29 protein-coding genes are annotated in these 21,842 nt (G+C 64.2%); 8 read left to right on the forward strand and 21 right to left on the reverse strand.

Features of this window, described 5'->3' with window-relative positions; genetic code table 11:
- Window positions 1–56: 56 nt before the first annotated feature.
- The 4 genes from FJV83_RS16730 to gcvA form a co-directional block, all read right to left on the reverse strand.
- Window positions 57–881 carry a carbohydrate ABC transporter permease gene (locus FJV83_RS16730; protein ID WP_019862521.1) on the reverse strand — a complete coding sequence of 275 codons (825 nt, stop codon included), beginning with the start codon at window positions 879–881 and terminating at the stop codon, window positions 57–59.
- An 11-nt stretch (window positions 882–892) separates the two neighbouring features.
- Window positions 893–1,765, reverse strand: coding sequence for a sugar ABC transporter permease (locus FJV83_RS16735; RefSeq protein WP_027047618.1), 873 nt, complete (start codon window positions 1,763–1,765; stop codon window positions 893–895).
- Window positions 1,766–1,889: 124 nt separating this feature from the next.
- A complete protein-coding gene (locus FJV83_RS16740; RefSeq protein WP_095773206.1) occupies window positions 1,890–3,200 on the reverse strand; it encodes a sugar ABC transporter substrate-binding protein in 1,311 nt (436 codons plus the stop codon).
- A gap of 203 nt (window positions 3,201–3,403) precedes the next feature.
- The gene (gene gcvA, locus FJV83_RS16745; RefSeq protein WP_095773205.1) at window positions 3,404–4,309 is read right to left on the reverse strand and encodes a transcriptional regulator GcvA; all 906 of its coding nucleotides are present in this window, start codon (window positions 4,307–4,309) and stop codon (window positions 3,404–3,406) included.
- 110 nt (window positions 4,310–4,419) lie between these two features.
- On the opposite strand from gcvA, the gene FJV83_RS16750 reads away from it, so the two are divergent.
- Complete coding sequence (locus FJV83_RS16750; RefSeq protein ID WP_095773430.1) at window positions 4,420–4,605, forward strand: hypothetical protein; 186 nt, start codon at window positions 4,420–4,422, stop codon at window positions 4,603–4,605.
- A 62-nt stretch (window positions 4,606–4,667) separates the two neighbouring features.
- On the opposite strand, the gene FJV83_RS16755 is transcribed toward FJV83_RS16750, so the two are convergent.
- Window positions 4,668–5,627, reverse strand: coding sequence for a sugar-binding transcriptional regulator (locus tag FJV83_RS16755; RefSeq protein WP_010912814.1), 960 nt, complete (start codon window positions 5,625–5,627; stop codon window positions 4,668–4,670).
- A 244-nt stretch (window positions 5,628–5,871) separates the two neighbouring features.
- Between FJV83_RS16755 and FJV83_RS16760 the strand changes: the two genes are divergently transcribed.
- Window positions 5,872–6,504, forward strand: a complete 633-nt coding sequence (locus FJV83_RS16760; protein ID WP_095790535.1) for an HAD family phosphatase — start codon at window positions 5,872–5,874, stop codon at window positions 6,502–6,504.
- Here FJV83_RS16760 and FJV83_RS16765 read toward each other — a convergent pair.
- The 8 genes from FJV83_RS16765 to ureC all read right to left on the reverse strand — a co-directional run bounded on the left by FJV83_RS16765 (window position 6,501) and on the right by ureC (window position 12,718).
- On the reverse strand, window positions 6,501–7,268 hold the full coding sequence (locus FJV83_RS16765) for a class II aldolase and adducin N-terminal domain-containing protein (RefSeq protein ID WP_142885771.1): 768 nt from the start codon (window positions 7,266–7,268) through the stop codon (window positions 6,501–6,503). The genes FJV83_RS16760 and FJV83_RS16765 overlap by 4 nt on opposite strands.
- Window positions 7,269–7,352: 84 nt before the next feature.
- Complete coding sequence (gene ureG / locus FJV83_RS16770) at window positions 7,353–7,994, reverse strand: urease accessory protein UreG (RefSeq protein WP_010912817.1); 642 nt, start codon at window positions 7,992–7,994, stop codon at window positions 7,353–7,355.
- Entirely contained in the window at window positions 7,991–8,431 is a 441-nt protein-coding gene (locus FJV83_RS16775) for a DUF3995 domain-containing protein (protein WP_142885770.1), read from the reverse strand. The genes ureG and FJV83_RS16775 overlap by 4 nt, the downstream gene beginning before the upstream one ends.
- Window positions 8,428–9,099, reverse strand: a complete 672-nt coding sequence (locus FJV83_RS16780; protein WP_142885769.1) for an urease accessory protein UreF — start codon at window positions 9,097–9,099, stop codon at window positions 8,428–8,430. The genes FJV83_RS16775 and FJV83_RS16780 overlap by 4 nt, the downstream gene beginning before the upstream one ends.
- On the reverse strand, window positions 9,092–9,682 hold the full coding sequence (ureE, locus tag FJV83_RS16785; protein WP_142885768.1) for an urease accessory protein UreE: 591 nt from the start codon (window positions 9,680–9,682) through the stop codon (window positions 9,092–9,094). The genes FJV83_RS16780 and ureE overlap by 8 nt, the downstream gene beginning before the upstream one ends.
- Window positions 9,679–10,284 carry a glutathione S-transferase family protein gene (locus FJV83_RS16790; RefSeq protein ID WP_142885767.1) on the reverse strand — a complete coding sequence of 202 codons (606 nt, stop codon included), beginning with the start codon at window positions 10,282–10,284 and terminating at the stop codon, window positions 9,679–9,681. Before FJV83_RS16790 ends, ureE begins: the two co-directional genes overlap by 4 nt.
- Before the next feature lie 44 nt (window positions 10,285–10,328).
- A complete protein-coding gene (locus FJV83_RS16795; RefSeq protein WP_095773198.1) occupies window positions 10,329–10,922 on the reverse strand; it encodes a hypothetical protein in 594 nt (197 codons plus the stop codon).
- Between the two features lie 80 nt (window positions 10,923–11,002).
- On the reverse strand, window positions 11,003–12,718 hold the full coding sequence (gene ureC / locus FJV83_RS16800; protein WP_179296452.1) for an urease subunit alpha: 1,716 nt from the start codon (window positions 12,716–12,718) through the stop codon (window positions 11,003–11,005).
- 164 nt (window positions 12,719–12,882) lie between these two features.
- Here ureC and FJV83_RS16805 point away from each other — a divergent pair, with 164 nt between their 5' ends.
- Both FJV83_RS16805 and FJV83_RS16810 read left to right on the forward strand, forming a co-directional pair.
- Window positions 12,883–13,260, forward strand: a complete 378-nt coding sequence (locus FJV83_RS16805; protein ID WP_095790549.1) for a hypothetical protein — start codon at window positions 12,883–12,885, stop codon at window positions 13,258–13,260.
- Window positions 13,261–13,374: 114 nt separating this feature from the next.
- Window positions 13,375–13,869: a hypothetical protein gene (locus FJV83_RS16810; protein WP_095773197.1), complete on the forward strand. Its 495-nt coding sequence runs from the start codon at window positions 13,375–13,377 to the stop codon at window positions 13,867–13,869.
- Window positions 13,870–13,949: 80 nt separating this feature from the next.
- Here the strand turns inward: FJV83_RS16810 and FJV83_RS16815 are convergent, their stop codons facing one another.
- From FJV83_RS16815 to FJV83_RS16835, 5 genes are read right to left on the reverse strand one after another with little or no spacing between them, the layout of a single operon-like run.
- Window positions 13,950–14,255, reverse strand: coding sequence for an urease subunit beta (locus FJV83_RS16815; RefSeq protein WP_095773196.1), 306 nt, complete (start codon window positions 14,253–14,255; stop codon window positions 13,950–13,952).
- A gap of 6 nt (window positions 14,256–14,261) precedes the next feature.
- On the reverse strand, window positions 14,262–14,849 hold the full coding sequence (locus tag FJV83_RS16820) for a HupE/UreJ family protein (RefSeq protein ID WP_142885766.1): 588 nt from the start codon (window positions 14,847–14,849) through the stop codon (window positions 14,262–14,264).
- Between the two features lie 30 nt (window positions 14,850–14,879).
- Window positions 14,880–15,134 (reverse strand): DUF1272 domain-containing protein, encoded by a 255-nt coding sequence (locus FJV83_RS16825; protein ID WP_142885765.1) that lies wholly within the window; start codon window positions 15,132–15,134, stop codon window positions 14,880–14,882.
- A 10-nt stretch (window positions 15,135–15,144) separates the two neighbouring features.
- Complete coding sequence (locus FJV83_RS16830) at window positions 15,145–15,447, reverse strand: urease subunit gamma (protein WP_019862540.1); 303 nt, start codon at window positions 15,445–15,447, stop codon at window positions 15,145–15,147.
- A 13-nt stretch (window positions 15,448–15,460) separates the two neighbouring features.
- Complete coding sequence (locus FJV83_RS16835; protein WP_142885764.1) at window positions 15,461–16,303, reverse strand: urease accessory protein UreD; 843 nt, start codon at window positions 16,301–16,303, stop codon at window positions 15,461–15,463.
- Between the two features lie 201 nt (window positions 16,304–16,504).
- On the opposite strand from FJV83_RS16835, the gene FJV83_RS16840 reads away from it, so the two are divergent.
- From FJV83_RS16840 to FJV83_RS16850, 3 genes are all read left to right on the forward strand, one after another.
- Window positions 16,505–16,759, forward strand: coding sequence for an acyl carrier protein (locus FJV83_RS16840; RefSeq protein ID WP_010912831.1), 255 nt, complete (start codon window positions 16,505–16,507; stop codon window positions 16,757–16,759).
- A gap of 4 nt (window positions 16,760–16,763) precedes the next feature.
- Complete coding sequence (locus FJV83_RS16845) at window positions 16,764–17,972, forward strand: beta-ketoacyl-[acyl-carrier-protein] synthase family protein (RefSeq protein ID WP_095773192.1); 1,209 nt, start codon at window positions 16,764–16,766, stop codon at window positions 17,970–17,972.
- A gap of 216 nt (window positions 17,973–18,188) precedes the next feature.
- Window positions 18,189–18,893 (forward strand): glutathione S-transferase N-terminal domain-containing protein, encoded by a 705-nt coding sequence (locus FJV83_RS16850; protein WP_095773191.1) that lies wholly within the window; start codon window positions 18,189–18,191, stop codon window positions 18,891–18,893.
- A 63-nt stretch (window positions 18,894–18,956) separates the two neighbouring features.
- Here the strand turns inward: FJV83_RS16850 and FJV83_RS16855 are convergent, their stop codons facing one another.
- The 3 genes from FJV83_RS16855 to FJV83_RS16865 all read right to left on the reverse strand — a co-directional run bounded on the left by FJV83_RS16855 (window position 18,957) and on the right by FJV83_RS16865 (window position 21,169).
- Window positions 18,957–19,265, reverse strand: coding sequence for a hypothetical protein (locus FJV83_RS16855; protein WP_095773190.1), 309 nt, complete (start codon window positions 19,263–19,265; stop codon window positions 18,957–18,959).
- A gap of 93 nt (window positions 19,266–19,358) precedes the next feature.
- Window positions 19,359–19,970: a nucleoside triphosphate hydrolase gene (locus FJV83_RS16860; protein WP_142885763.1), complete on the reverse strand. Its 612-nt coding sequence runs from the start codon at window positions 19,968–19,970 to the stop codon at window positions 19,359–19,361.
- Between the two features lie 98 nt (window positions 19,971–20,068).
- A complete protein-coding gene (locus FJV83_RS16865; protein WP_142885762.1) occupies window positions 20,069–21,169 on the reverse strand; it encodes a hypothetical protein in 1,101 nt (366 codons plus the stop codon).
- Window positions 21,170–21,219: 50 nt separating this feature from the next.
- Between FJV83_RS16865 and FJV83_RS16870 the strand changes: the two genes are divergently transcribed.
- On the forward strand, window positions 21,220–21,510 hold the full coding sequence (locus FJV83_RS16870) for a hypothetical protein (protein WP_142885761.1): 291 nt from the start codon (window positions 21,220–21,222) through the stop codon (window positions 21,508–21,510).
- The last annotated feature ends 332 nt before the right edge of the window (window positions 21,511–21,842 follow it).

A 21,842-nucleotide genomic window follows, 5' to 3' on the forward strand; every position in this document is an offset into this window, starting at 1 on the left:
TTTCCTCCCCGAGGGGTTATTGTCCGACGTTCTTGAGCGTCACGTTACGCCACGGCTTACTTCACGGCGCCAAAGGTCAGGCCGCGCACCAACTGCTTCTGGCTGAACCAGCCCATGATCAGGATCGGCGCGATCGCCAGCGTCGAGGCCGCCGAAAGCTTGGCCCAGAACAGGCCTTGCGGGCTGGAGAACGAACTGATGAAGGCAGTCAGCGGCGCTGCCTCCGTGGTGGTCAGGCGGATCGTCCAGAACGCCTCGTTCCAGGCCAGGATGATGTTCAAGAGCATGGTCGAGGCAATGCCGGGCACCGCCATCGGGGTCAGCACATAGATGATCTCGTTCCACAGCGAGGCGCCGTCCATGCGCGCCGCTTCCAGGATCTCGCCGGGGATTTCGCGGAAATAGGTGTAGAGCATCCACACCACGATCGGCAGGTTGATCAGCATCAGCATGACCATCAGGCCGATGCGGCTGTCGAGCAGGCCGGTGTCGCGGAAGATCAGGTAGATCGGGAACAGCACCGCGACCGCCGGCATCATCTTGGTGGACAGCATCCACATCAAAATGTCCTTGGTCCGCTTGGTCGGCGAGAACGCCATCGACCATGCCGCCGGAATGGCGACCAGCAGGGCCAGGACGGTCGATCCAACCGAGAGCAGCACCGAATTGAAGAAGAACTTGAAATAGCCGCTCTGCGCCTGAACCTCGGTATAGCTCTCGAAAGTTCCCGACGGGATCAGCGCGAAGCCCTGGATCGCCTCCTGTTCCGACTTGAACGAGGTGATGATCGTGTAGAGGATCGGGAAGAAGATCAGCAGGGCGACGATCCAGGCGGCTACCGTCGCGATCGTCTTGTGCTGGGTGGTGACTGCACGGGCCATCTTGTCCTCCCTTACTTGTCGAGGTTCTTGCCGACCGCGCGCATGGCGAAGAAGGCGACGATGTTGGCGAGAATGACGGCGATCACACCGCCTGCGGATGCCTGGCCGATTTTGAACTCCAGCAGCGCCTTCTGGTAGACGAGGAAGGGCAGGTTGGTGGAGGCGTAGCCGGGGCCGCCATTGGTGGTGACGAGGATCTCGGCATAGACCGAGAGCAGGAAGATCGTCTGGATCAGGATGACGACGGTGATGGCGCGCGACATGTGCGGCAGCGTCAGATAGATGAAGCGGCTGATGAAGCCGGCGCCGTCCATTTCGGCGGCTTCCTTCTGTTCGCCGTCGAGCGACTGCAGCGCGGTCAACAGGATCAGCGTCGCGAAAGGCAGCCACTGCCAGGCGACGATGATGATGATCGCCGTCATGGGATGCTGCCCGAACCAGTCGATCGGTTGCGCCCCGAAGAAGCGCGCTATGTCGGCGAACACCCCATATTGCGGGTGCATGATCATGTTCTTCCAGACCAGCGCGGCCACCGGCGGCATGACGAAGAACGGCGAGATGACGAGGATGCGCACGATGCCCTGTCCCCACATAGGCTGGTCGATCAACAGCGCCAAGAGGATGCCGCCGATCACCGTGATCAGCAGCACGCTGATCACCAGGATCAAGGTGTTGAGGATCGACTGCAGGAAGGCCGGGTTGGAATAAAACAGCGCGTAATTGGAGAAGCCGACGAACCCGTCGCGGATCGGGTTGAGCGGATTGTACTGCTGGAAGGAGAACCAGATGGTGATGACCAGCGGCACGATCATCCAGACGAACAGCAGCACGACGGATGGTGCCATCATGAAACGGGCAAGCGAACGGGTCTGCTGAGTAGCCATGACGGTCACCCTTCAATGGTCAGACTGGAATTTTCAGAGGCGTTGAAGGCGGCCGCCCGAGCTGGGAACTCGGGCGGCCGTTGCCGGTCGAGGAGGCAACCGGCATTCGGCACCGGGAGGAGCCTTACTTGATATACCCGCCTTCGGTCATCGCCGCGGTTGCCGCGTCCTGGGCCTGCTTCAGCGCATCGTCGACGCTCGACTGGCCGGCAAGCGCCGCCGAGAAGAGCTGGCCGACCGTGGTGCCAAGGCCCTGGAATTCAGGGATGGCGACGAACTGGACGCCGACATAGGGCACCGGCTTGACGGTCGGATGCGTCGGGTCGGCGGCGTTGATGGAGTCCAGCGTCATCTTGGCGAACGGAGCCGCCTTCTGGTACTCGGCATTGGCATAGAGCGAGGAGCGCGTGCCCGGAGGAACGTTGGCCCAGCCTTCCTTCGAAGCGACGAGCTCGGCATAGTGCTTGCTGGTCGCCCACGACACGAACTTCTCGGCGGCGTCAGCCTTCTTGGTGCCGGCCGGAATGGCGAGCGACCATGCCCACAGCCAGTTGCCGCGCTTGCCGAGGCCATTGTCGGGCGCCAGGGCATAGCCGACCTTGTCCGCGACCTGGGATGCCTTGGGATCGGATACGAAGGAGGCCGCGACGGTGGCGTCGATCCACATGCCGCACTTGCCCTGCTGGAACAGTGCCAGGTTTTCGTTGAAGCCGTTGGAGGACGCGCCCTCGGGACCGTCGGCCTTCATCAGGTCGACATAGAACTGCAAGGTCTTCTTCCACTCGGGCTGGTCGAATTGCGGCTTCCAGTTCTCGTCGAACCAGCGGGCGCCGAAGGAGTTCGACATGGCGGTCAGGAAGGCCATGTTCTCGCCCCAGCCGGCCTTGCCGCGCAGGCACACGCCGTTCACGCCATTGGCGCGGTCGGTCATCTTGTCGGCGGCCTGCTTGATGAAGTCCCAGGTCGGCGCGTCGGGCATCTTCAGTCCGGCTTTCTCCATCAGGTCCTTGCGGTACATGACGAAGGAGCTTTCGCCGTAGAAGGGCGCGGCGTAGAGCTTGCCATCGACCGAAAGACCGCCGGCGATGGCCGGGATGATGTCCTTGACATCATAGTCGTCGCCGAGCTTGTCGAGCGGCAGCAGCCAGCTCTGCTTGGCCCAGATCGGAACCTCGTAGGTGCCGATGGTCATCACGTCATACTGGCCGCCCTTGGTGGCGATGTCGGTGGTGACGCGCTCGCGCAGCACGTTCTCTTCGAGAGTGACCCAGTTGAGCTGGATGTCGGGGTTGGCCTTGGTGAAGTCGTCGGTCAGCTTCTGCATGCGGACCATATCGCCATTGTTGACCGTGGCGATGGTGATGGATTCGGCATGTGCGGCAAAAGCGAGAGCGCTGGCCGACAACAAGCCCAGGGTGAGCGTGCGCAGTTTCATCAAATTCCTCCCATGAACCAAGATGAGCATTTGCCTTGGCTGTGAGCAATTACTCACTTGCCGTGAATTATGTCAAGCCGGATTCGATGCTGCAGCGCAGCACCGGACCTGCCGATGGACGGACGACGGGCGCCGCACCCGCGCCCGACATCAGGCGGCGGGACAGGGAGGCCTGGAGGATTGGATCGGGAGAAAAGCGCCTCTCAGCAGGCGATCTCGGCCAGCAGCCAGTCGCGGAAGGCGCGGATCTTCGGCACGTTGCGGCGTGCTTCGGGATAGACCAGCCAGTAGGCGTGGCCGTCATCGCCAACCAGGTCGAAGGGCTGGATCAGGCGGCCGTCGGCAAGTTCCGCCTTGAACAGCGCCCGGGTCAGGATCGCCACGCCATGGCCCGCGATGGCCGCATTGGCCTCATAGGCCTGCGCGCCCATGCTGCTGCCGGGTCGCTTGGCAAGATCATGCGCATGCACGCCGGCCGTCTCGAACCATTGCGTCCACCAGACATCGCCCGGATCGAGGATCGGCAGCCGCAACAGGTCGGCCGGCTCCTTGACGCCGCCGATGCTCGCCGCGAGCTTCGGGCTCAGCATCGGCGTGAAATCGGCGTCGAGCAGCTTGTGGGCTTCTAGCCCCGGCCATTTGCCGCTGCCCGAGCGGATGGCGAGATCGACATCCTCGCGGGCGAAATCCGTCAGCCGGCTCGATGTTTCGAGCCGCACGGCAAGTGCTGGATGAGCCATCTGGAACGAGCCCAGATGATGCGCCAGCCAGTTCGAGGCAAAGGTCAGCACGGTGGTGACACACAGCAGCCCGTCCGCGCCGCCGCGCGCGGCGGCATAGGCCTGGCTGAGAATGGCAAAGGCCTCACTGACCGCCGGCGCCAGCCTTTGGCCGGCTTCGGTCAGCTCGATCTGCCGCGGACGGCGCAGGAACAGCGGCGCCCCGACGCGCTCTTCCAGCACCTTGATCTGATAGCTGACGGCGGCCTGTGTCATGGCGAGTTCCACGGCGGCCTTGGTGAAGGAAAGCTGCCGCGCCACCGCTTCGAACACCCGGATCGCCTGAAGCGGCGGCAGTTGCGAAACCTGCGGTGAGCTCAGATCCGGCATAAAGGCTCCTTATGGGTCCTTATCGACGTTCGATTGGCAAAGCCGGCTCGCAAGACCGACATTTACTGTCAACCCGTCATTCGGGTCCAGGATAGCGAAGGTTGACGATCATGACCATGGCGCAGCAAAAATGCACTCCCGCTCCCGATCACCGCTGGATTTCGTGGCTTGCGGACGGATTCGGCTGGTTCGCGATCAGAAAAAAGGCGCATCTCGATATCAGGGACCTGTCGCCGCATCTGCAGCGCGACCTAGGTTTCCTCGATGGCAACGACCCTTTCGGCCGGCACAGATAGACTTACTGGCTTTATCGCCAGAGGGTCCGCGGCCGCATCCGGGAGGCGGCAGCGCTTCCCGGTCAGATGCTGGCCAGCAAAGCCGTCGCCGTCCGTTCGTCGGTGATGAGTCCGTTGACCAGCCGGCGATTCACGGCCGCCAGGATGCCCGGCAGCTTGCGCTCGCCCATGGCCAGCGCGATGACCAGCGATTTCTCGCGCGACGGCAGCGACGCCGACGACACCCGGTCGTTGGTGATGCCTTCGATCATGCGGCCTTCCCTGTCGAACACCCAGCCGACGATCTCGGCGATGCCGCCAGCCTTCTGCAAGGCCTTCAACTCGCTTTCGGAAATGAAGCCGTCCTCGTAGAGAGGCGCCTTCGGCCCGAGGTCGCCGATGCCGATGAAGGTGACATCGGCTTCCGCCGCAAGCGCCAGCGTCGGCTGGATCATCGGCTGGTTGAGCAGCATCTCGCGCTCCTGCGGCGACGAGGCGATGACCGGCAGCGGCATCGGGAACGAACGCGCCTTGACCCGGTCGGCCATGGTGAAGATGACGTTGTAGAAGGCGGCCGAACCGTCAGGCGAAATGTTGCCGGTCAAGGACACCACCTTGTGCTGCGGGCATTCCATCGGCGGCAATTGCTCGATCGCCGCCTTCAGCGTGCGCCCTGTGCCGATGCCCATGACGATCGGCGTCGGAGAGCGCAGCCGCCGCTCGATCTCGGCCGCCGCCGCCTCGGCGATGCCGATGGTGGTGGAGGATGAATTGGGATCACTCGGCACCACTTCGACCAGGTCGAGCGCGAAGCGCGATTTGAGCCGGGCGGCAAGGTCCAGGCAGTTGGCGATCGGATGATCGACGCGGACCTTGATCAGGCCTTCCGACACCGCGAGCGACACCAGCCGCTGCGCCGTCTGCCGCGAGATGCCGAGCGTGGCGGCGATCTGGTCCTGTGTGTTGCCGGCGACATAGTAAAGCCAGCCGGCGCGCGCCGCGTCGTCCAGCCTGTTGCTGCCGCCATCCTGCCGGGTATTCACGTCCTGCCTCCGCAAACCGCTGCTCACAGGAGCGGTCCGCTCCCAGTTTCGCAGGGAACGGCTTCTTGCGCAATTGTCAATCTGAAGGGCAATTGTTTGGCGCGCACGGCCGGGATTTTCTCGCTTACGCCATCGCGACGCGCAAAGCAGGGTGGCTTCGCTTCCGGCGGCAGTCGCCTTCTGTGATCGCGACGGTTTATCTCCCGGCGCAAACCCTTTAAGGGGATCGCAAAAGGAGCGCTGCATGACACCGAAGGCGGTTTTCTGGGACATGGACGGCACGCTGGTCGACAGCGAGCCGCTGCACGAGGCAGCCCTTGTGGCGGCAATGCGCAATGCTGGCCTCAAGCCGCCCGCCGACCTTCATGAGCGGGTGCTCGGCGTTGCCGCCTGGCCGGTCTACGAAATGATGCGCGACGAGTTCGGCCTCGATCTTCCCTTCGACGACTGGATCATGCACAAATACGAGCACTATCTGCCGCTGGTGGAGGGGCTGAAACCGCGACCTGGCGCCATAGAAGTCTTCAATGAATTGCGCGCGCTTGGCGTGCAGCAAGCGGTGGTCTCGAATTCGGACCGGATGATCGTCGACGCCAATCTGCGCATGGTCGGCCTCTTCTATCCAGGCATGAAAACGATCAGCCGCAACGATGTGCGTGATGGCAAGCCGCACGCCGAACCGTTCCTGCGCGCCGCGTACCTGGCCGATGTCGATCCCGCGCACGCCGTGGCGGTCGACGACAGCTGGCCCGGCGCCATGGCGGGACTGGCGGCGGGCATGAAGACGATCTTCTGGCCGGAAAAGCCGATGGGAGGACCGCCCGGCGCCATCGTCATCAACAGCGCCGAGGAATTGCGGGCTCAGCTCGGGCTCTAGTTCCGGTAGACCGGCTCTTCCTCGTCGAGGATGGCCTTCAACTCGGCGAGATGGCGCTCGGCCTGGCCCGGATAATCATCCATTTCGCTCGCCGTCTTCTCGGCAATGGCGTCGGACAGCGTGCGCAGCGGCCGGCCGGTCCACAGCGCCTTGATATAGGTCTCGGCAGCGCGCTCGAAATAGAACATGCGGTTGAAGGCATCGGCGACGGTGTCGCCGATCACCAGCACGCCGTGATTGCCCATCACCATGACCTTGACCTTGGGGTCGGTGAGAAGCTGCGAGCACCTCTCGCCCTCTTCTTCGAAAGCCAGCCCGCCATAATGCGCGTCGACGACATGGCGGTTGAAGAACATCGCCGAATTCTGGTCGATCGGCGGCAATGTCGAATCGGCCAGCGAGGCCAGCACGGTGGCATGGATCGAATGCACATGCATGACGCAGCGCGCGTGCGGCACGTTGCGGTGAATGGCGCCGTGCAGGCCCCAGGCCGTCGGGTCGGGCGCGTTGGGGCCCGACAGCGTGTTCGGATCGTTGGCGTCGATAATCAACATGTCGCTCGCCTTGATGCGCGAGAAATGCACCTGGTTGGGATTCATCAGGAACTGCGTGCCGTTTTCATTGACCGCCAGCGAGAAATGGTTGGCCACCGCCTCGTGCATGTTGAGCCGCGCCGTCCAGCGAAAGGCACAGGCGAGATCGACGCGCTCTTCGTAGAAGGGCAGGTTGGTCAGCGTTTCCTTCTGCAGGCGGGCGATGCTCATCGAAATCCTCCGGTTTTGGCGAGAATGCCGCGACCGACTGCTGCCCGCAACGGGTTTCGGTTGGTGCAGGGGAGCTGATGCCTGTCAGGCCGCCGTGCTGGTGGCGGTGCCAACCCTCAGCCCGCCATGCTCGACGATGAAATCGATGACCTCCCGCAAGCCTTTGCCGCGCGACAGATCGGTAAAGCCGAACGGCCGCTTGCCGCGCATGCGGGCGGCGTCGCTCTCCATCACGTCGAGGTTGACGTTCACATAGGGCGCCAGATCGCTCTTGTTGATGATCAGGAAATCGGAACGGGTGATCGCCGGTCCGCCTTTCCTTGGGATTTCCTCGCCCTGGCAGACCGAGATGACATAGAGCGTCAGATCCGCGAGATCCGGCGAGAAGGTGGCGGCAAGATTGTCGCCGCCGGATTCGATGAAGATGATGTCGAGATCGGGGAATTTCCGGTTGAGCTCGGCGATCGCCTGCAGATTGATCGACGCGTCCTCGCGAATGGCGGTGTGCGGGCAGCCGCCGGTCTCGACGCCGACGATGCGGTCTTCCGGCAGCGCCTGCAGCCGGGCCAGCATCATGGCGTCTTCCCTGGTGTAGATGTCGTTGGTGACGACGGCGATGGAGAACTCGTCGCGCAGCGCCTTGCAGAGTTTTTCGGTGAGCGTCGTCTTGCCGGAGCCGACAGGGCCGCCAATACCGATGCGAAGGGGACCGTTGGCTTGGGTCATGTCGGGAACTCCATGATGGCAAGGATTGCGAAGCCGAGCCCGATCAACAGGCACAGCGGCGAATAGTAACGCACATCGAGCCGCGCGAAAGGCTGTTCGGGCGCCAGGCGCCGCCACCACGGCGTGAAGCCGGCAATGCCGCGTCCCAGGAACACCAGCCCGATGAGCAGCGAGGTGGTGGCAAGGCCCTCCCTCGGGAAAGGCGAGGCAAAGAAGCCGATGAGCGCCAGCGGCCAGAGCGTCGCCAGGCCGAGACAGGCGGCAACGGCGAAACTGGCAAACGGCGTCGGCATGTCCTCGACGCCGCGAAAGCCGACGACCGCGCGGGCGCAGGAGGCCGCATCCCTGCCCGGCCAGATGCCGCCAATGCCCCAATAGACGTGCAGTGCCGTGATCAGCAGCAGGACGAATGAAAGCGCGAAGGCGAGGACGATCATGAACGGAACAGCCGCGAATACTGGGTTTCGTGCCGCATCGCCATGATGTCGGAGACGAAGGCGCAGCCGCCGAGATCGTCCAATGTCGAACCGGACGCGCGGTCGGCGGTCGAGAGCGCCAACGGCTCGAAGCCGGCCAGCAGCGTGGTGGCTTCGCTCTGGCCGATGACACCGAGCCTGATCGCCGCCTGGACGAGATTGGAGAAGAAGGCCTGCAGGAAGGCGGACAGCGCGTCGTGCAGTGCAATTTCATTGCCGCCGGCAATGGCGCCGACGGCGATGCAGTAGGCGCATTCGGCGGGCATGCGCTCCAGCACCGGATTGGGCCAGGCCACGGCCGCTTTGAGGAAGGCCGCGCCTTGCAGCATGGTCTCGGCATGGCGTTCCCGCGAGCCGGCGAGCGCCTCGGCCAATGCGGCCACTTCGTCGAGATCGCCGGCGTTGCGGGCGCGGCGCCAGCTCTCGGAAAACAGCACGGCATCGTTCCAGCCCGAGCCCATCTCGACCAGCGTTTCCAGCCAGTCGCCCAGGCTCCCGGCATCGATCACCAGCCCGTCGTGCACCGCCCGTTCGAGACCGTGGCTGTAGGCAAAGCCGCCAACCGGAAAGGCCGGCGACAGCCACGCCATCAGCCGCAACAGGGCGATGCTCGAAGGCCCGTCAGTCATGGTCGTGGTGATGATGGTCGTCGTGGGAATGGCTGTGCGCGTGCGAATGCGATTCGCTGTGCGCGTGCGAATGGGCCTCCGCATGGCTGTGCGCATGCGCGTGCCCGTGATCATGCCCGCCGGAATAAGCGCCGCGCACCGGCTTGAATGGTTCGGAGACCTCGCGCACCGTGGCGCCGAGCCCTTCCAGCATTGCCTTGATGACATGGTCGCGCAGGATGACGATGCGATCCGCCTCGATGCCTGCCGCGAGGTGACGGTTGCCGATATGCCAGGCCAGCTCGGTCAGATGCACGCCGTCGCGGGCGCGGATATCGTAGACCTCTTCCGGCGCCGCGATGATCTCGACATGGCGGCCATCCTCCAGCACCAGCCGGTCGCTATCGTTCAGGGCGACGGGTTCGGGCAGGTCGACCAGCACCTTGCTGCCGTCGGACAGTTCGATGGCGCGGCGGCGCAGATGCCGCTCGTCATGCGCAAGCACAGCCTTGGCAAACGCCGGCGCCGCGCCCGCCTCGCCCGCGGCCAGCACCGAGACGGCGCGCGGGAATTTGGTGAAGTCGGTGTTGAGGTTGAGCTTCATTTCATGGAGCCTCCGTTGGCCTGCGCCCGTGCGCGGGCTGGGCGCGAAAGCACCCGGTCGAAATAGGCGTTGACGCGGTCGGACTCGATCGGGAATTTTCCGGCGCGCGCCCAGTTGCCCATGTCGCCGAGCAGCACGTCGACCGCGGAAAACCGGTCGCCCAGCGCAAACGGCTTGTCGCCGAGCCGGCGGTCCAGTGCCTTGGCTTCCGAGGCGAAATCGTACGCCGCCGCCGGGCCGACATCGACGCGTACCTCCTTCGGCAGCAGGAAGCGGTGGCGCAATTTGTTCCACAGCGGCGCCTCGAACTCGCTCTGGGCAAAATGCATCCAGGAATCCATCTCGGCACGGCCGGCGACTCCGGGGCTGGCGCCCATGCCTTTGTTAGCGTGCTTGTCGGCGAGATAGACGCAGATCGCCGCCAAATCCGTCACCGTCAGCTCGCCGTCGATGAGGACCGGCACCTTGCCCGACGGGTTGAGCGCATAGGCTTCCGGCGAGCGCAGTCTGACTTCGACGAATTCATAGGGCTGCCCGAGCTCCTCGAGCATCCAGAGAACGCGGCTGACCCGGGATCCGCGTGATCCGACGGCCTTGTACATGCTGGGATCCTGTCTTTTCCTGGACTCTAGACCATCCGCTACAGTCATACGATCGTGTCGAAGAGCCGCAGGATGAACGATATCTGGTAGATCAGCGCTGCCGCGACGAAGGCGATGTGGAAGCGGCGGTCGCGCACCAGGATCGCCGCGATGCACAATGCCACGAAGACCGGCGTGCGGAACAGATATTCGTTGCCGAAGCGGGCAAAATGCTCAGGCCCTTTCAGCAGCGTATCGACCACATCGAGCAGATAGGTCGCCGCCAGCAGGCCGAAGAACCAGCCCCGGCGCGAATAGAAGAAATCCTCGTAGCTGGTGTAGTCCAGCATCGAATCGGGAAACAGCAGCGCACACAGCAGGAACAGCGTGATCGCGTAGAAGATGATGAACAGGTATTTGCCGAAGGTCCAGGTCTCGATGGCGTAGAGCCCGAACTCCCACCACCAGAAATGCACCAGCATCAGAAGCACCGAGGCGACCCAGGCCAGATGCACGGGATAGAGCCGGTATTGGCCGGGATGCTGGACGATGCGCGCCACCCCCGACAGCAGGCGGGCGACACCAAGCCCGATCACCATGCCCATGACGATGCGGATATGCGGGAAGATGTCGTGGGGAGAGGCGATTTCGGTGGCCATGCCTGATCACGATGGGTTTCTGCTAGACCGCATATTGCGGCCTATGCCTACCAGCCGCAACGGAATTTGGCCGGCCGACCTCAGAACAGAAAATACCGCTGCGCCATCGGCAGCACCGTCGCCGGCTCGCAGGTCAGCAACTCGCCATCGGCGCGCACTTCGTAGGTTTCCGGATCGACTTCGACATGCGGCGTGGCGTCGTTGAGCACCATGGAATGCTTGCCGATGCCGCCACGGGTGTTTTCCACGGCGACGAACTGTTTTTCGACGCCAAGCCGGCCATGCAGCCCCGACTCGAGTGCCGCCTTGGAAACGAAGGTCACCGACGAGTTGGTCCTGGCCTTGCCATAGGCGCCGAACATCGGCCGGTAGTGCATCGGCTGCGGGGTCGGGATCGAGGCGTTGGGGTCGCCCATCGGGGCGGCGGCGATCATGCCGCCGATCAGCACCATCTCCGGCTTCACACCGAAGAAGGCCGGGTTCCACAGCACCAGGTCGGCACGCTTGCCGACGGCGATCGAGCCGATGTCTTTCGACAGCCCATGCGCGATGGCCGGATTGATGGTGTATTTGGCGATGTAGCGGCGGACGCGGAAATTGTCGTTGTCGCCGGTCTCCTGCGGCAGCGAGCCGCGCTGGCGCTTCATCTTGTCGGCGGTCTGCCAGGTGCGGATCGCCACCTCGCCGACGCGGCCCATGGCCTGGCTGTCCGACGAGATGATCGAGAAGGCGCCAATGTCGTGCAGGATATCCTCGGCGGCGATCGTCTCCTTGCGGATGCGGCTTTCGGCAAAGGCGATATCCTCGGGAATCGACGGCGACAGATGATGGCAGACCATCAGCATGTCGAGATGCTCGGCCAGCGTGTTGACCGTGTAGGGCCTTGTCGGATTGGTCGAGGACGGGATCACATTGGGCAAGCCGCAGACCTTGATGATGTCGGGCGCATGGCCGCCGCCCGCGCCCTCGGTGTGGAAGGCGTGGATGGTGCGGCCCTTGATCGCCGCCACCGTGTTTTCGACGAAGCCGGATTCGTTCAGCGTGTCGGTGTGGATCATCACCTGCACGTCGTAATCGTCAGCCACCGACAGGCAGCAATCGATCGCTGCCGGCGTCGTGCCCCAGTCCTCATGCAGCTTCAGCGAGCAGGCGCCGCCCAGCACCATTTCCTCCAGCGCCGCCGGCAGCGAGGCGTTGCCCTTGCCCGACAGGCCGATATTCATCGGGAAGGCGTCGAAGGACTGGATCATGCGCGCCATGTGCCATGGCCCCGGCGTGCAGGTGGTGGCGAGCGTGCCATGCGCCGGCCCGGTGCCGCCGCCCAGCATTGTGGTGATGCCGCTCATCAGCGCTTCCTCGATCTGCTGCGGGCAGATGAAGTGGATATGCGCGTCGAAGCCGCCGGCGGTCAGGATCTTGCCCTCGCCGGCGATGATTTCGGTGCCGGGGCCGATGATGATGGTGACGCCGTCTTGCGTGTCTGGATTGCCGGCCTTGCCGATCGCCGCAATGCGGCCGTCCCTGAGGCCGATATCGGCCTTGAAGATGCCGGCGCTGGCGTCGATCACCAAGGCGTTGGTGATGACGGTGTCGACCGCGCCCTGGGCGCGGGATACCTGGCTCTGCCCCATGCCGTCGCGGATCACCTTGCCGCCGCCGAATTTTACTTCCTCACCGTGAATGGTGAGGTCCTTTTCGACCTCGATGAAGAGTTCGGTGTCGGCCAGCCTGACCTTGTCGCCGACAGTCGGCCCATACATCTGGGCGTAGGCGGCACGCGAGATTCTGGCCATCAGCGATTGCTCCCGAAATGCGGTGTGGTTGAGGCTGGGCTGCACATTGTCGCCATCCAATGGTCACGCAATGACCCGCTGAGTGACACCTTCTGATCCCATTTGGCGGTTGAGGTTGGCAGGTCACCCCAAAACGACCGTTTGCCAAATCGATGGAAGGAAAATCCATGCGCAAAACGATAATTCTTGCAGCCGCCGCCAGCCTGATGCTGGCCGGTGCCGCCAGTGCCCAGCAGCAGCCCGCTCCGGCCACGCCTGCCCCCAAGGCGACGACTCCCGCCCCCGGCGGTCAGCAGGCCGCGCCGGCGATCCAGAGCGTCAACATTGTCGACATCACCGAGCTGCCGAAGGACACCCAGACGCAGGTCAATCAGGTGATCGCCCAGCGCGGTGACGCCGGCCTGCAGAAATTGCGCAGCTCGATCGACGCCACCCCCAAGGTGAAGTCCGCCCTCCAGGCCAAGGGAATTACCTCGGCGCAGGTGGTCGCTGCCAGCATGGAACCAAACGGCGCACTGACCCTGATCACCAAGAAGGCCAGCTGACGACACGGCGCGGCGGGCCGGTACCCGGTCCGCCGGCCGTATTGCGAGGGGAACCATGGCAAGGCTGGAGTCGTTTCGCTTCCTGATTGTTGAAACAGATTGCGAAAGCGAACGATGACCTCCACCACCTCGCCCGATGCCCGATGGCCGCATGCCATTGCGGCGGCCGCGTTTCTGGCAGCGAGCCTTCCCCAGGCCGCGCTGAATGCGCAGGGCCGTGAAAGCCCGGAGACCGTCGACCGGATCGTCGGCTCGCAGGTCAACGAGGAACAGGCCAAGACAACGGCAGAAATCGGAAAAGTCAGTTCGGCGATCGACCGCACGCGCGAAAACATCGGCACGGTGCGCAAGACCTCCAAGCTCGACAAGGTCGATATCGTGTTCCTGACCGACGCGGCGCGCAGCGAAGGCGGCCCGCCGCCGGTCATCGAGAACAAGGTGCGGCAGCACAAGGATGATGTCGCCGAATTGCGCAAGGAGATCGAGGCGAACGCCCTGCTCTTCAATGCAATCGATTCGCGGCGCTTGGCTGCGCAGGACGTTCTTGCCGTCGCGTTCGACGATCCGGGAAAGATCGTCATCTATGCGGCCGCCAAGCCGTCGGACTGAGCCGAAAGCACGATTTGCTTTCAGGCTTGCCCAAACGCCGTTCGCGGTCTTCGAAGGCCAAGCGCGAGACGCCACAGAACTCACAGCTTGCCCATCACCTTCTGCTGGAATCCAAAGACCTCGCGCTTGCCGCCGAGCGGTACCAGCGTGACGTCGCGTTCCTGTCCCGGCTCGAAGCGCATGGCGGTTCCGGCGGCGATGTCGAGGCGCATGCCGCGCGCCCGTTCACGGTCGAATTTCAGCCCCTCATTGGTTTCGAAGAAATGGTAGTGGCTGCCGACCTGGATCGGCCGGTCGCCGCTGTTGGCGACTTTCAGGGTGACGGTCGGCAGGCCCTTGTTGAGCTCGATGTCGCCTGGGACGGGGATGATTTCGCCGGGGATCATCTGATGTCACACGAGGCCGAAGGCAAGACCAAGACCGATCGTAGCCCAAGCCGCTCCCGCGGCACGAGCCAGACCACGGAACCTCATGCCAAGGCTCATTCCGGCGGCGATGCCAACGGCATGGAGCAGCACCGTGGCGACGGCAAAGCCGGCCGTATATTCGAGCCCGCCGGCATTTTCCGGGACTTCGGTGCCGTGGGCGTGGCCGTGGAACAGCGCGAACAGGCCGATAATGGCGACGCCGGCCGAGACCGGCAGATCGACCGCCAGCGCCACCAGCAGGCCGAGCGCCACGACGGAGGCCAGTATGCCCGGCTCGACGAACGGCACCGGCACATGCGCCATGCCGAGCGCCGCGCCGGCAAGCATCACGCCGACAAAGGCCGCCGGCCACGCCCAGATGGCCCTGCCGCCCTTGATGGCCGCCCACAGGCCGACGGCGATCATCACGGTTACATGATCGAGGCCGGACAAGGGATGCATGAAGCCGGCCGTGAAGGAGGAGGGGGTGCCGATGCCGACATGGGCATAGGCCGGCATGGCGGCGGCCATGAGCAGGATCGCCGCGAGGCACAGGCGTTTGGCACGGATCATTCTACTTGCCTTTCGTTTGCGATTCAGCAGTCACGCTGCCTTGCGCGGGCCGCAGCCCTCGGCCTTGAGGACGCGCTTGGTCGACGCAGGATATTTTTCCAGCTTCACTGCCGGGCGGATCGGCCGGGCGGAAAAATTGCCGCCGCAATTGGGGCAGACGCCGCCCAGCACGTTTTCCACGCAATCGGCGCAGAAGGTGCATTCGAAGGTGCAAATCAGCGCATCCGTCGCCTCCGGCGGCAGGTCCTTGTCGCAGCACTCGCAGTTTGGGCGCAAATCGAGCATCTCGGTCTCCTCACCTGATGGGTTCGTGCACGGTCACCAGCTTGGTGCCGTCGGGGAAGGTCGCTTCCACCTGCACGTCATGGATCATCTCGGCGATCCCTTCCATCACCTGCGTGCGGGTGACGACATGGGCGCCGGCCTCCATCAGTTCGGCCACCGGGCGGCCGTCGCGTGCGCCTTCGACGACGAAATCGGTGATCAGCGCTATCGCTTCCGGATGGTTCAGCTTGACGCCGCGCTCCAGCCGCTTGCGTGCCACGATCGCCGCCATGGCGATCAGCAGCTTGTCTTTTTCCCTCGGCGTCAGGTTCATGCGTTTTCCAGAATCACAGTGACCATAATTTGGGCAGTCCCGCCCTTCCATTGAGCAATCCGACGAGCGGAACCAGCCGCTGGCGCAGTTGGTAGCCGTCCCCGGCGTAAAGCCTCGCAAGAAGCTTGCCAGATGCCTGCACCCCCCAGGCGCTGGCGCCGCCCTGGTCGCCGATGATCTCACGGACCGGGTCGAGAAAGGCCCCGGCTCGCGGCGACACCAGCAGCAGCGTCGCCACGGCGATCGCGCCGCCGGTGGCCGCCGGACGTGCCAGGGCACCAGTGATATCGGGTCCGATGCGGAAATCCTCGGCATGGATGAGCAAACCATCCTGGCGAACGCGCCAACGGTCACGGAAAGTGCCTTGCGCGGCGCGTTCGCCCATGGCCAGGCGGCCGAAGACGGTGGCTTCCAGCACCAGCGCCTCGGCCCCCCCGGCGAGTTCGACGTCCAATGTGCGGGCAAAGGCCGCCCGGTCGAAGACGATGGTCTCCTGCGGCAGCCAGGCGATGCGGGCGTTCTCGCCGACCGTCAGCTTGACCCGCACCTCTGCTTGGTCGGATGCGGCGCGGTAGACCTTTTCGCAAGCCTGGGTCGTTATCGACGCCGAGGCATTGGCGCCGACATCCACATCCCAGCCGATGCGGTCGCCGCCGGTCAGTCCGCCGGCGGTGTTGATCAGCACCGCCTCCAGCGGGTCGGCCGAAACGGCCGGCAGCCTTATCTTGGCGGAACCGTCCTGATAGAGGCGCCGCAGGCGCGTGCGGCCGCCGGCGCTGGCGCAACCCAGCTGCGCCAGGCCCGCGGCGCGCTGGGCCAAAGAGGCCGAAAACTTCGTATATTCGATCGTATCCACGCCGTCAGGTTAAGCACTGCGGCGGTTTTGTCGATATATAGCTTGTTGCTTGATGGCGTTTCCGTTTCTATAGAGGGAGCCACCTCGATACGGTCAGGCGATGCTTGGCGGGGGTAGAAGGCGACGATCGCGGCCTGATATCGAGGACAGAAGGCGCTGTTCAGTTGGCGTCGAGAAACGACAAAGTGGGGAAGAAACCGAATGGCTGACCAGCTGGCAACGGACATCATCGAAAAGATCAAGGCCCATGCCGAGCCGGGCGGTGAAGAAATCACCACCAGCACCGAATTGACGTCGCTCGGCATCCATTCGCTGGAGCTGACGGAGATCATCTTCGACCTCGAGGAGCAGTATGGCATCGAGATCGAGATGAACACGGTCGATGCCTGGAGCAATCTGAAGAATGTTGGCGACATGGTCGAGGCCGTTCGCGCGCTGATCGCGAAAAAAGCCTGACCGAATGCTGAAACGCGTCGTCATTACCGGCATTGGCGGGCTGTGCGGCCTAGGCGTCGATGCGCAGTCGATCTGGGCTGAAATGCGGGCCGGCCGTTCGGCCATCGGCCCGATCGACAATCCCTTCCTGCATGACCTGAAGGTCAAGACCGGCTGCGAGATCAAGGCGCTGCCCGATCACGGCATCGAGCGCAAGCAGCTGGTGTCGATGGACCGTTTCAGTCTGCTGGCGGTTATCGCTGCGAAGGAGGCCATGCACCAGTCCGGCCTGGCCCCGCATGCCGACAACACCTATCGCATGGGAACCATTGTCGGCGTCGGCGTATGCGGCTTCGAGACCGTCGAGGAGAACTATCGCGCCATTCTGATCGAGGGCAAGAATCGCGCCGGCATCTTCACCGTGCCCAGGGTCATGCCGGGCGCGGCCTCCGGCCAGGTCAGCATGCACCTTGGCCTGCGCGGACCGGTCTTCGGCGTCACGTCGGCCTGCTCGTCGGCCAACCACGCCATCGCCTCGGCGGTCGACCAGATCAGGCTCGGCCGCGCCGACGTCATGGTGGCCGGCGGCACCGAAGCGCCGCTGGTCTGGGGCGTGCTCAAGGGCTGGGAGGCATTGCGCGTGCTGTCGCCCGACACCTGCCGGCCGTTCTCGGCCGACCGCCAGGGCCTGGTGCTGGGCGAAGGCGCCGGCATGGCGGTTCTGGAAAGCTACGATCACGCCATGGCGCGTGGCGCCACCATCCTCGCCGAAATCGCCGGCGCCGGCCTTTCGGCCGATGCCTCCGACATCGTCGCCCCGACCATCGAGGGACCGGAAGCGGCGATGCGCTTCTGTCTCGCCGATGCAGGGCTCAATCCCGAAGACATCGATTATCTCAACGCGCACGGCACCGGCACCAAGGCCAACGACCAGATCGAGACCAACGCGATCAAGCGCGTCTTCGGCGAGCACGCGCGCTCGCTGTCGGTCTCCTCGACCAAGTCGATGCACGCCCATTGCCTGGGCGCTTCGGGCGGGCTGGAGATGATCGCCTGCGTCATGGCGATCCGCGAAGGCGTCGTGCCGCCGACCGCGAATTACCGCGAACCCGATCCCGATTGCGATCTCGACGTGACGCCCAATGTCGCGCGCGAGCGCAAGGTGCGCGCCGCGATCAGCAACGGTTTTGCTTTCGGCGGCACCAACGCGGTGCTGGCATTCAAGGCCATCTGATCCCGGCGGTAACTACCGCCCCCCGGGGCGGTGACCACCTGCCTCCGCGCGATCTTACGCGCGCTCGGCGATCCGCCGCGGTGGATTCGGTTTTCTGTCCGTGCATGGCGAAACTGTCGCCGGCATATTGATCCTGCCCGGCCGCGCGCCTAATTCTTGGCCACCCGCCAACACCACGCGTCCCGTGGCGCAAATCCCCCGCTCAGGAGTTTTTCGATGGCCGACCTGTCCGCCTTTCCGATCACCAGCCGTTGGCCGGCCAAACATCCCGACCAGATCCAGCTCTATTCCGCGACGACGCCGAACGGCGTGAAAATATCGATCGCGCTGGAAGAGCTCGGCCTGCCCTATGAGCCGCATCTGATCAACATCAGCAAGGACGAAAGCTGGACGCCGGAATTCCTGTCGCTCAACCCCAATGGCAAGATCCCGGCGATCATCGATCCCAACGGCCCGGACGGCAAGCCGATCGGCCTTTTCGAATCCGGCGCCATCCTGCTCTATCTCGCGGACAAGACCGGCCTGCTCGTCCCGGCGGACGCAGCGCGGCGCTACGAGACGATCCAGTGGGTCTTCTTCCAGATGGCTTCCGTCGGGCCGATGTTCGGCCAGGTCGGCTTCTTCCACAAATTCGCCGGCCGCGAGATCGCCGACAAGCGCCCGCTGGAACGCTACCGCGACGAATCGCGGCGGCTGCTCGGCGTGCTCGATGGCAGGCTGAAAGGCAGCAAATGGATCATGGGCAACGACTACACCATCGCCGACATCTCGCTGCTCGGCTGGGTGCGCAATTTGATCGGCTTCTATGAAGCACGCGACCTCGTCGGTTTCGATGATTTCGCCAATGTGGCGGCATGGCTGGAGCGCGGCCTGGCGCGGCCGGCGGTCCAGAAGGGCCTGACCATTCCGGCAAAGGGCTAGAACGGCCTGTCGCCGTAAGGCGAGGCCCTTTGCCAAAGATGCTCGGCCGGACGAAGCAACCTGCTATTTCGCCTTGGCCTTCGAGCCGCCCTTGCCGATAACGGAGGCCGCCAGCGAGACGGCGCCGCGCGCGGTTGCGACCACGGCGCCTGCGGCGACATTCGCTGCCGTTCGAACGGCACCGGCTTTGGTCGGCGCCGATTTGCGCGGGCTGGCGGTCTTGGCGGCCGGTACGACCTTTCGGGGCGCGGCCTTGCCGAAAGCAGCCTTGCCGTCTTTCGAGCGTTCAGCAATCGCCGGACCAGCACCGGCTTTCGCTTGAGTTGCCTTCGCGGGCCTCGTCTTGGCTGGTTTTTTTGCCTTGGTTGCCATTGGAAAATCCCTTACGCCGGACAAACGGGTTCTGAGGCATAACGGCGCGAAACTCTTAAGGTTCCCGCCCCAAAATACGGAAAATTAAGCGTGTTAACCAATGATCAGGTCGGCGGCCCGGCGCCGGGCCAGCACGCGTTCGATGTTGGGCAGATCGTTGGAGGCGATCCAGGCGCGCGCCTCTTCGTCCGAACGGCCATGGCCGTGCCAGCGCTCCATCAGGCGGCGCTCGAGCTCATTGCGCGGCACGTCGACGAAGATCGAGAAATCGAACAGCGGCGCCAGCCGTGACCATGGCTCCTCGTCGAGCAGCAGGTAATTGCCTTCGACCAGGATGAACTTGGTCTCGGTGCCGACGATCGCCGCGGCGGCGCGCGACAATTCCATGCTGCGGTCGAAGACCGGAACGGCGATGTCGGGTTCACCGGCCCGGATGCGCTTCAGCAGGGTCTCGAAGCCGGCGAAGTCGAAGGTCTCCGGTGCGCCTTTGCGCGCCCGCAGGCCGCGCGCGTTGAGCACGATGTCGTCATAGTGGAATCCGTCCATCGGTACGACCTCCACCGCCCCTTCCGGCAAAAGGTCATGCAGGCCGGCCGACAGCGTGGATTTGCCGGAGCCTGGCGGTCCGGCGATGGCGACGATGAAGCGCTTTGCCTTGCCGGCGCGCTTGAAGATGGTGGCGGCGAGGTGGGCGATTTCGGACATGGGAGCCTCACTTTGCCTGGATGATCGGCAAAACATTACGCTGCATTTTGGCGGCAGTCGGCGGAAATTTCAAACCCCGCGCTCGCGCAAACCCCGCCTCAGGCGGCCGCGGGCTGGCCGATGCGCAGGAACGCGCTGTCGAATGCCACTTCCCTGGTCGATCCGCCCGCCGCGAGCCGCATCCGGCCGTCGGCCGTGGTGATCTCTCGCGGCGGGGTGCCGCCGGACGGGGACAGGGCGCCGATGACATGGCGGAACGAAAAGCCGCGGCCTTCGCCGAGCGCAAAGGCGGTCGCCACGCCTTCGCGCTTCAGCCAATTGTCGCCGATCGAGGCGGCATGGCCTATCGCCGAGCGGCCGTCCTCTATGCCGAGCACCCCGAGATGCCGGCCGCTCCACGGCGCGTAGTCGCGCCCGCCATTGCTCAGCCACAGCATGGTAACGGGCAGCTCCGCGGGGTTCTTCAGCACCAGCACCAGATCGTCCTCGGCCTGGCGTGCCAGCGCCGTCCAGCCCGGACCGCCATGGTCGGCCTCGACCAAAGTGATGAAATCCTCGCGCCGGTCCTCCATGCGGTATTGCGTCAGGTCGAGCGTGCCGCCGGCGGCGGCGGGAAACTGGCCGAGGTCGGCCGAACGCGCCGGATAGGCCAGCATGAAGCGGCCGCGCGCGGGATCGGGCTCCAGCGGATCGGCCAATGTCGCGGCAAAGCGCTTCGGCGAAAAGGCCAGGCTGCCGCCGCCTTTCATCACCGTCATCGGGTGATGGGCGACGGAAATCGCGCCGGAGCCGCCGGAAAACACATGTTCCTGATAGAGGAACGGATGGCCGTCGATGAGCGTAAGAATCTTGTCGACGCTGGCTCCCATCACCTTGTGCCGCAGCCGGAAGACCGCTCGCCAGCCGCTCTCCGTGGCACTGCTCTCGGTGACATCCCAGGCACTGTTGGCCGTCCAACCATGCAGCGGCGCTTCCTCGACATCGCTGCGCGAAAACGGCGCGCAGAGGAAGTCGCCGGACAGCCGGACCGTGCCTTGCGGCAGGTCCTTCGGCAGCGTCTCGCCTGCGTCGACCCAGGGCGCGCGGTGCAGCGGCTTCAGCCGGCGCCCGCCGCTCTCGACGGTCATGTCGGCGATGTGGCCGACGGTGAGGTCGAGCGAAACCGAAATACCCCTGGCCTTGATCGTGATCGTATCCATAACGCTCTCACCCGAATCTGAAGGCGCAAACAGAAGCCTTTCGGAGCGGCTTGCGCAAGCGTGATGCCGGCCACTTCCACCAAGTCTGGTGGCCAGCCCGCCTCAATCCCTGGGAACGGCGGCAGCAATCCCGGCCGTTCGACAAGCCAGCCAAAAGCATTGATGGCGAGCGCAGCCGAACTTTGAGGACTGTCCAGTTTTCCGCTACCTGCTTCGTTTCTTCCGGCCTTGTTCAGCCGATCCAGAACGTGATCGGCCGGTACACCTTCGCGCGATTTGGGAAAGGATTGGAAACAGCAGACCTGCAGTCAGCCGCACGCGTGCTGGTAACGCTGAAATAGGTGTGAGCTTTCGGGAGGTTGTCCATTCGGACCTGACCGAGGAGACTGGGGGTGCATGGCCCACCGCATCCCGGATTGATCGTGATGGCACGATAAGCCTTTACCCCTCCGCGGGCGGTCGGCCAGTTCCGAGGTGGTCGTGCTGGGCGAGACCACCGTGGCGGATTGGTTTGGTCGCTTCCGAAGGCGCCTGCAGTCAACCAGATGATTACGCCTTCAGGCTCGTCCGGGCCAAGCTCTACGTCTCTGTACGAAGGCAATGACGGCCATTTTGTCAAAACATGGCTCCTTTGCGCAAAGTGGATAGCGGGCCAGTAACATTAGATATAGTT

Source organism: Mesorhizobium sp. WSM4307 (genome assembly GCF_007003945.1).
GTDB lineage: Bacteria > Pseudomonadota > Alphaproteobacteria > Rhizobiales > Rhizobiaceae > Mesorhizobium.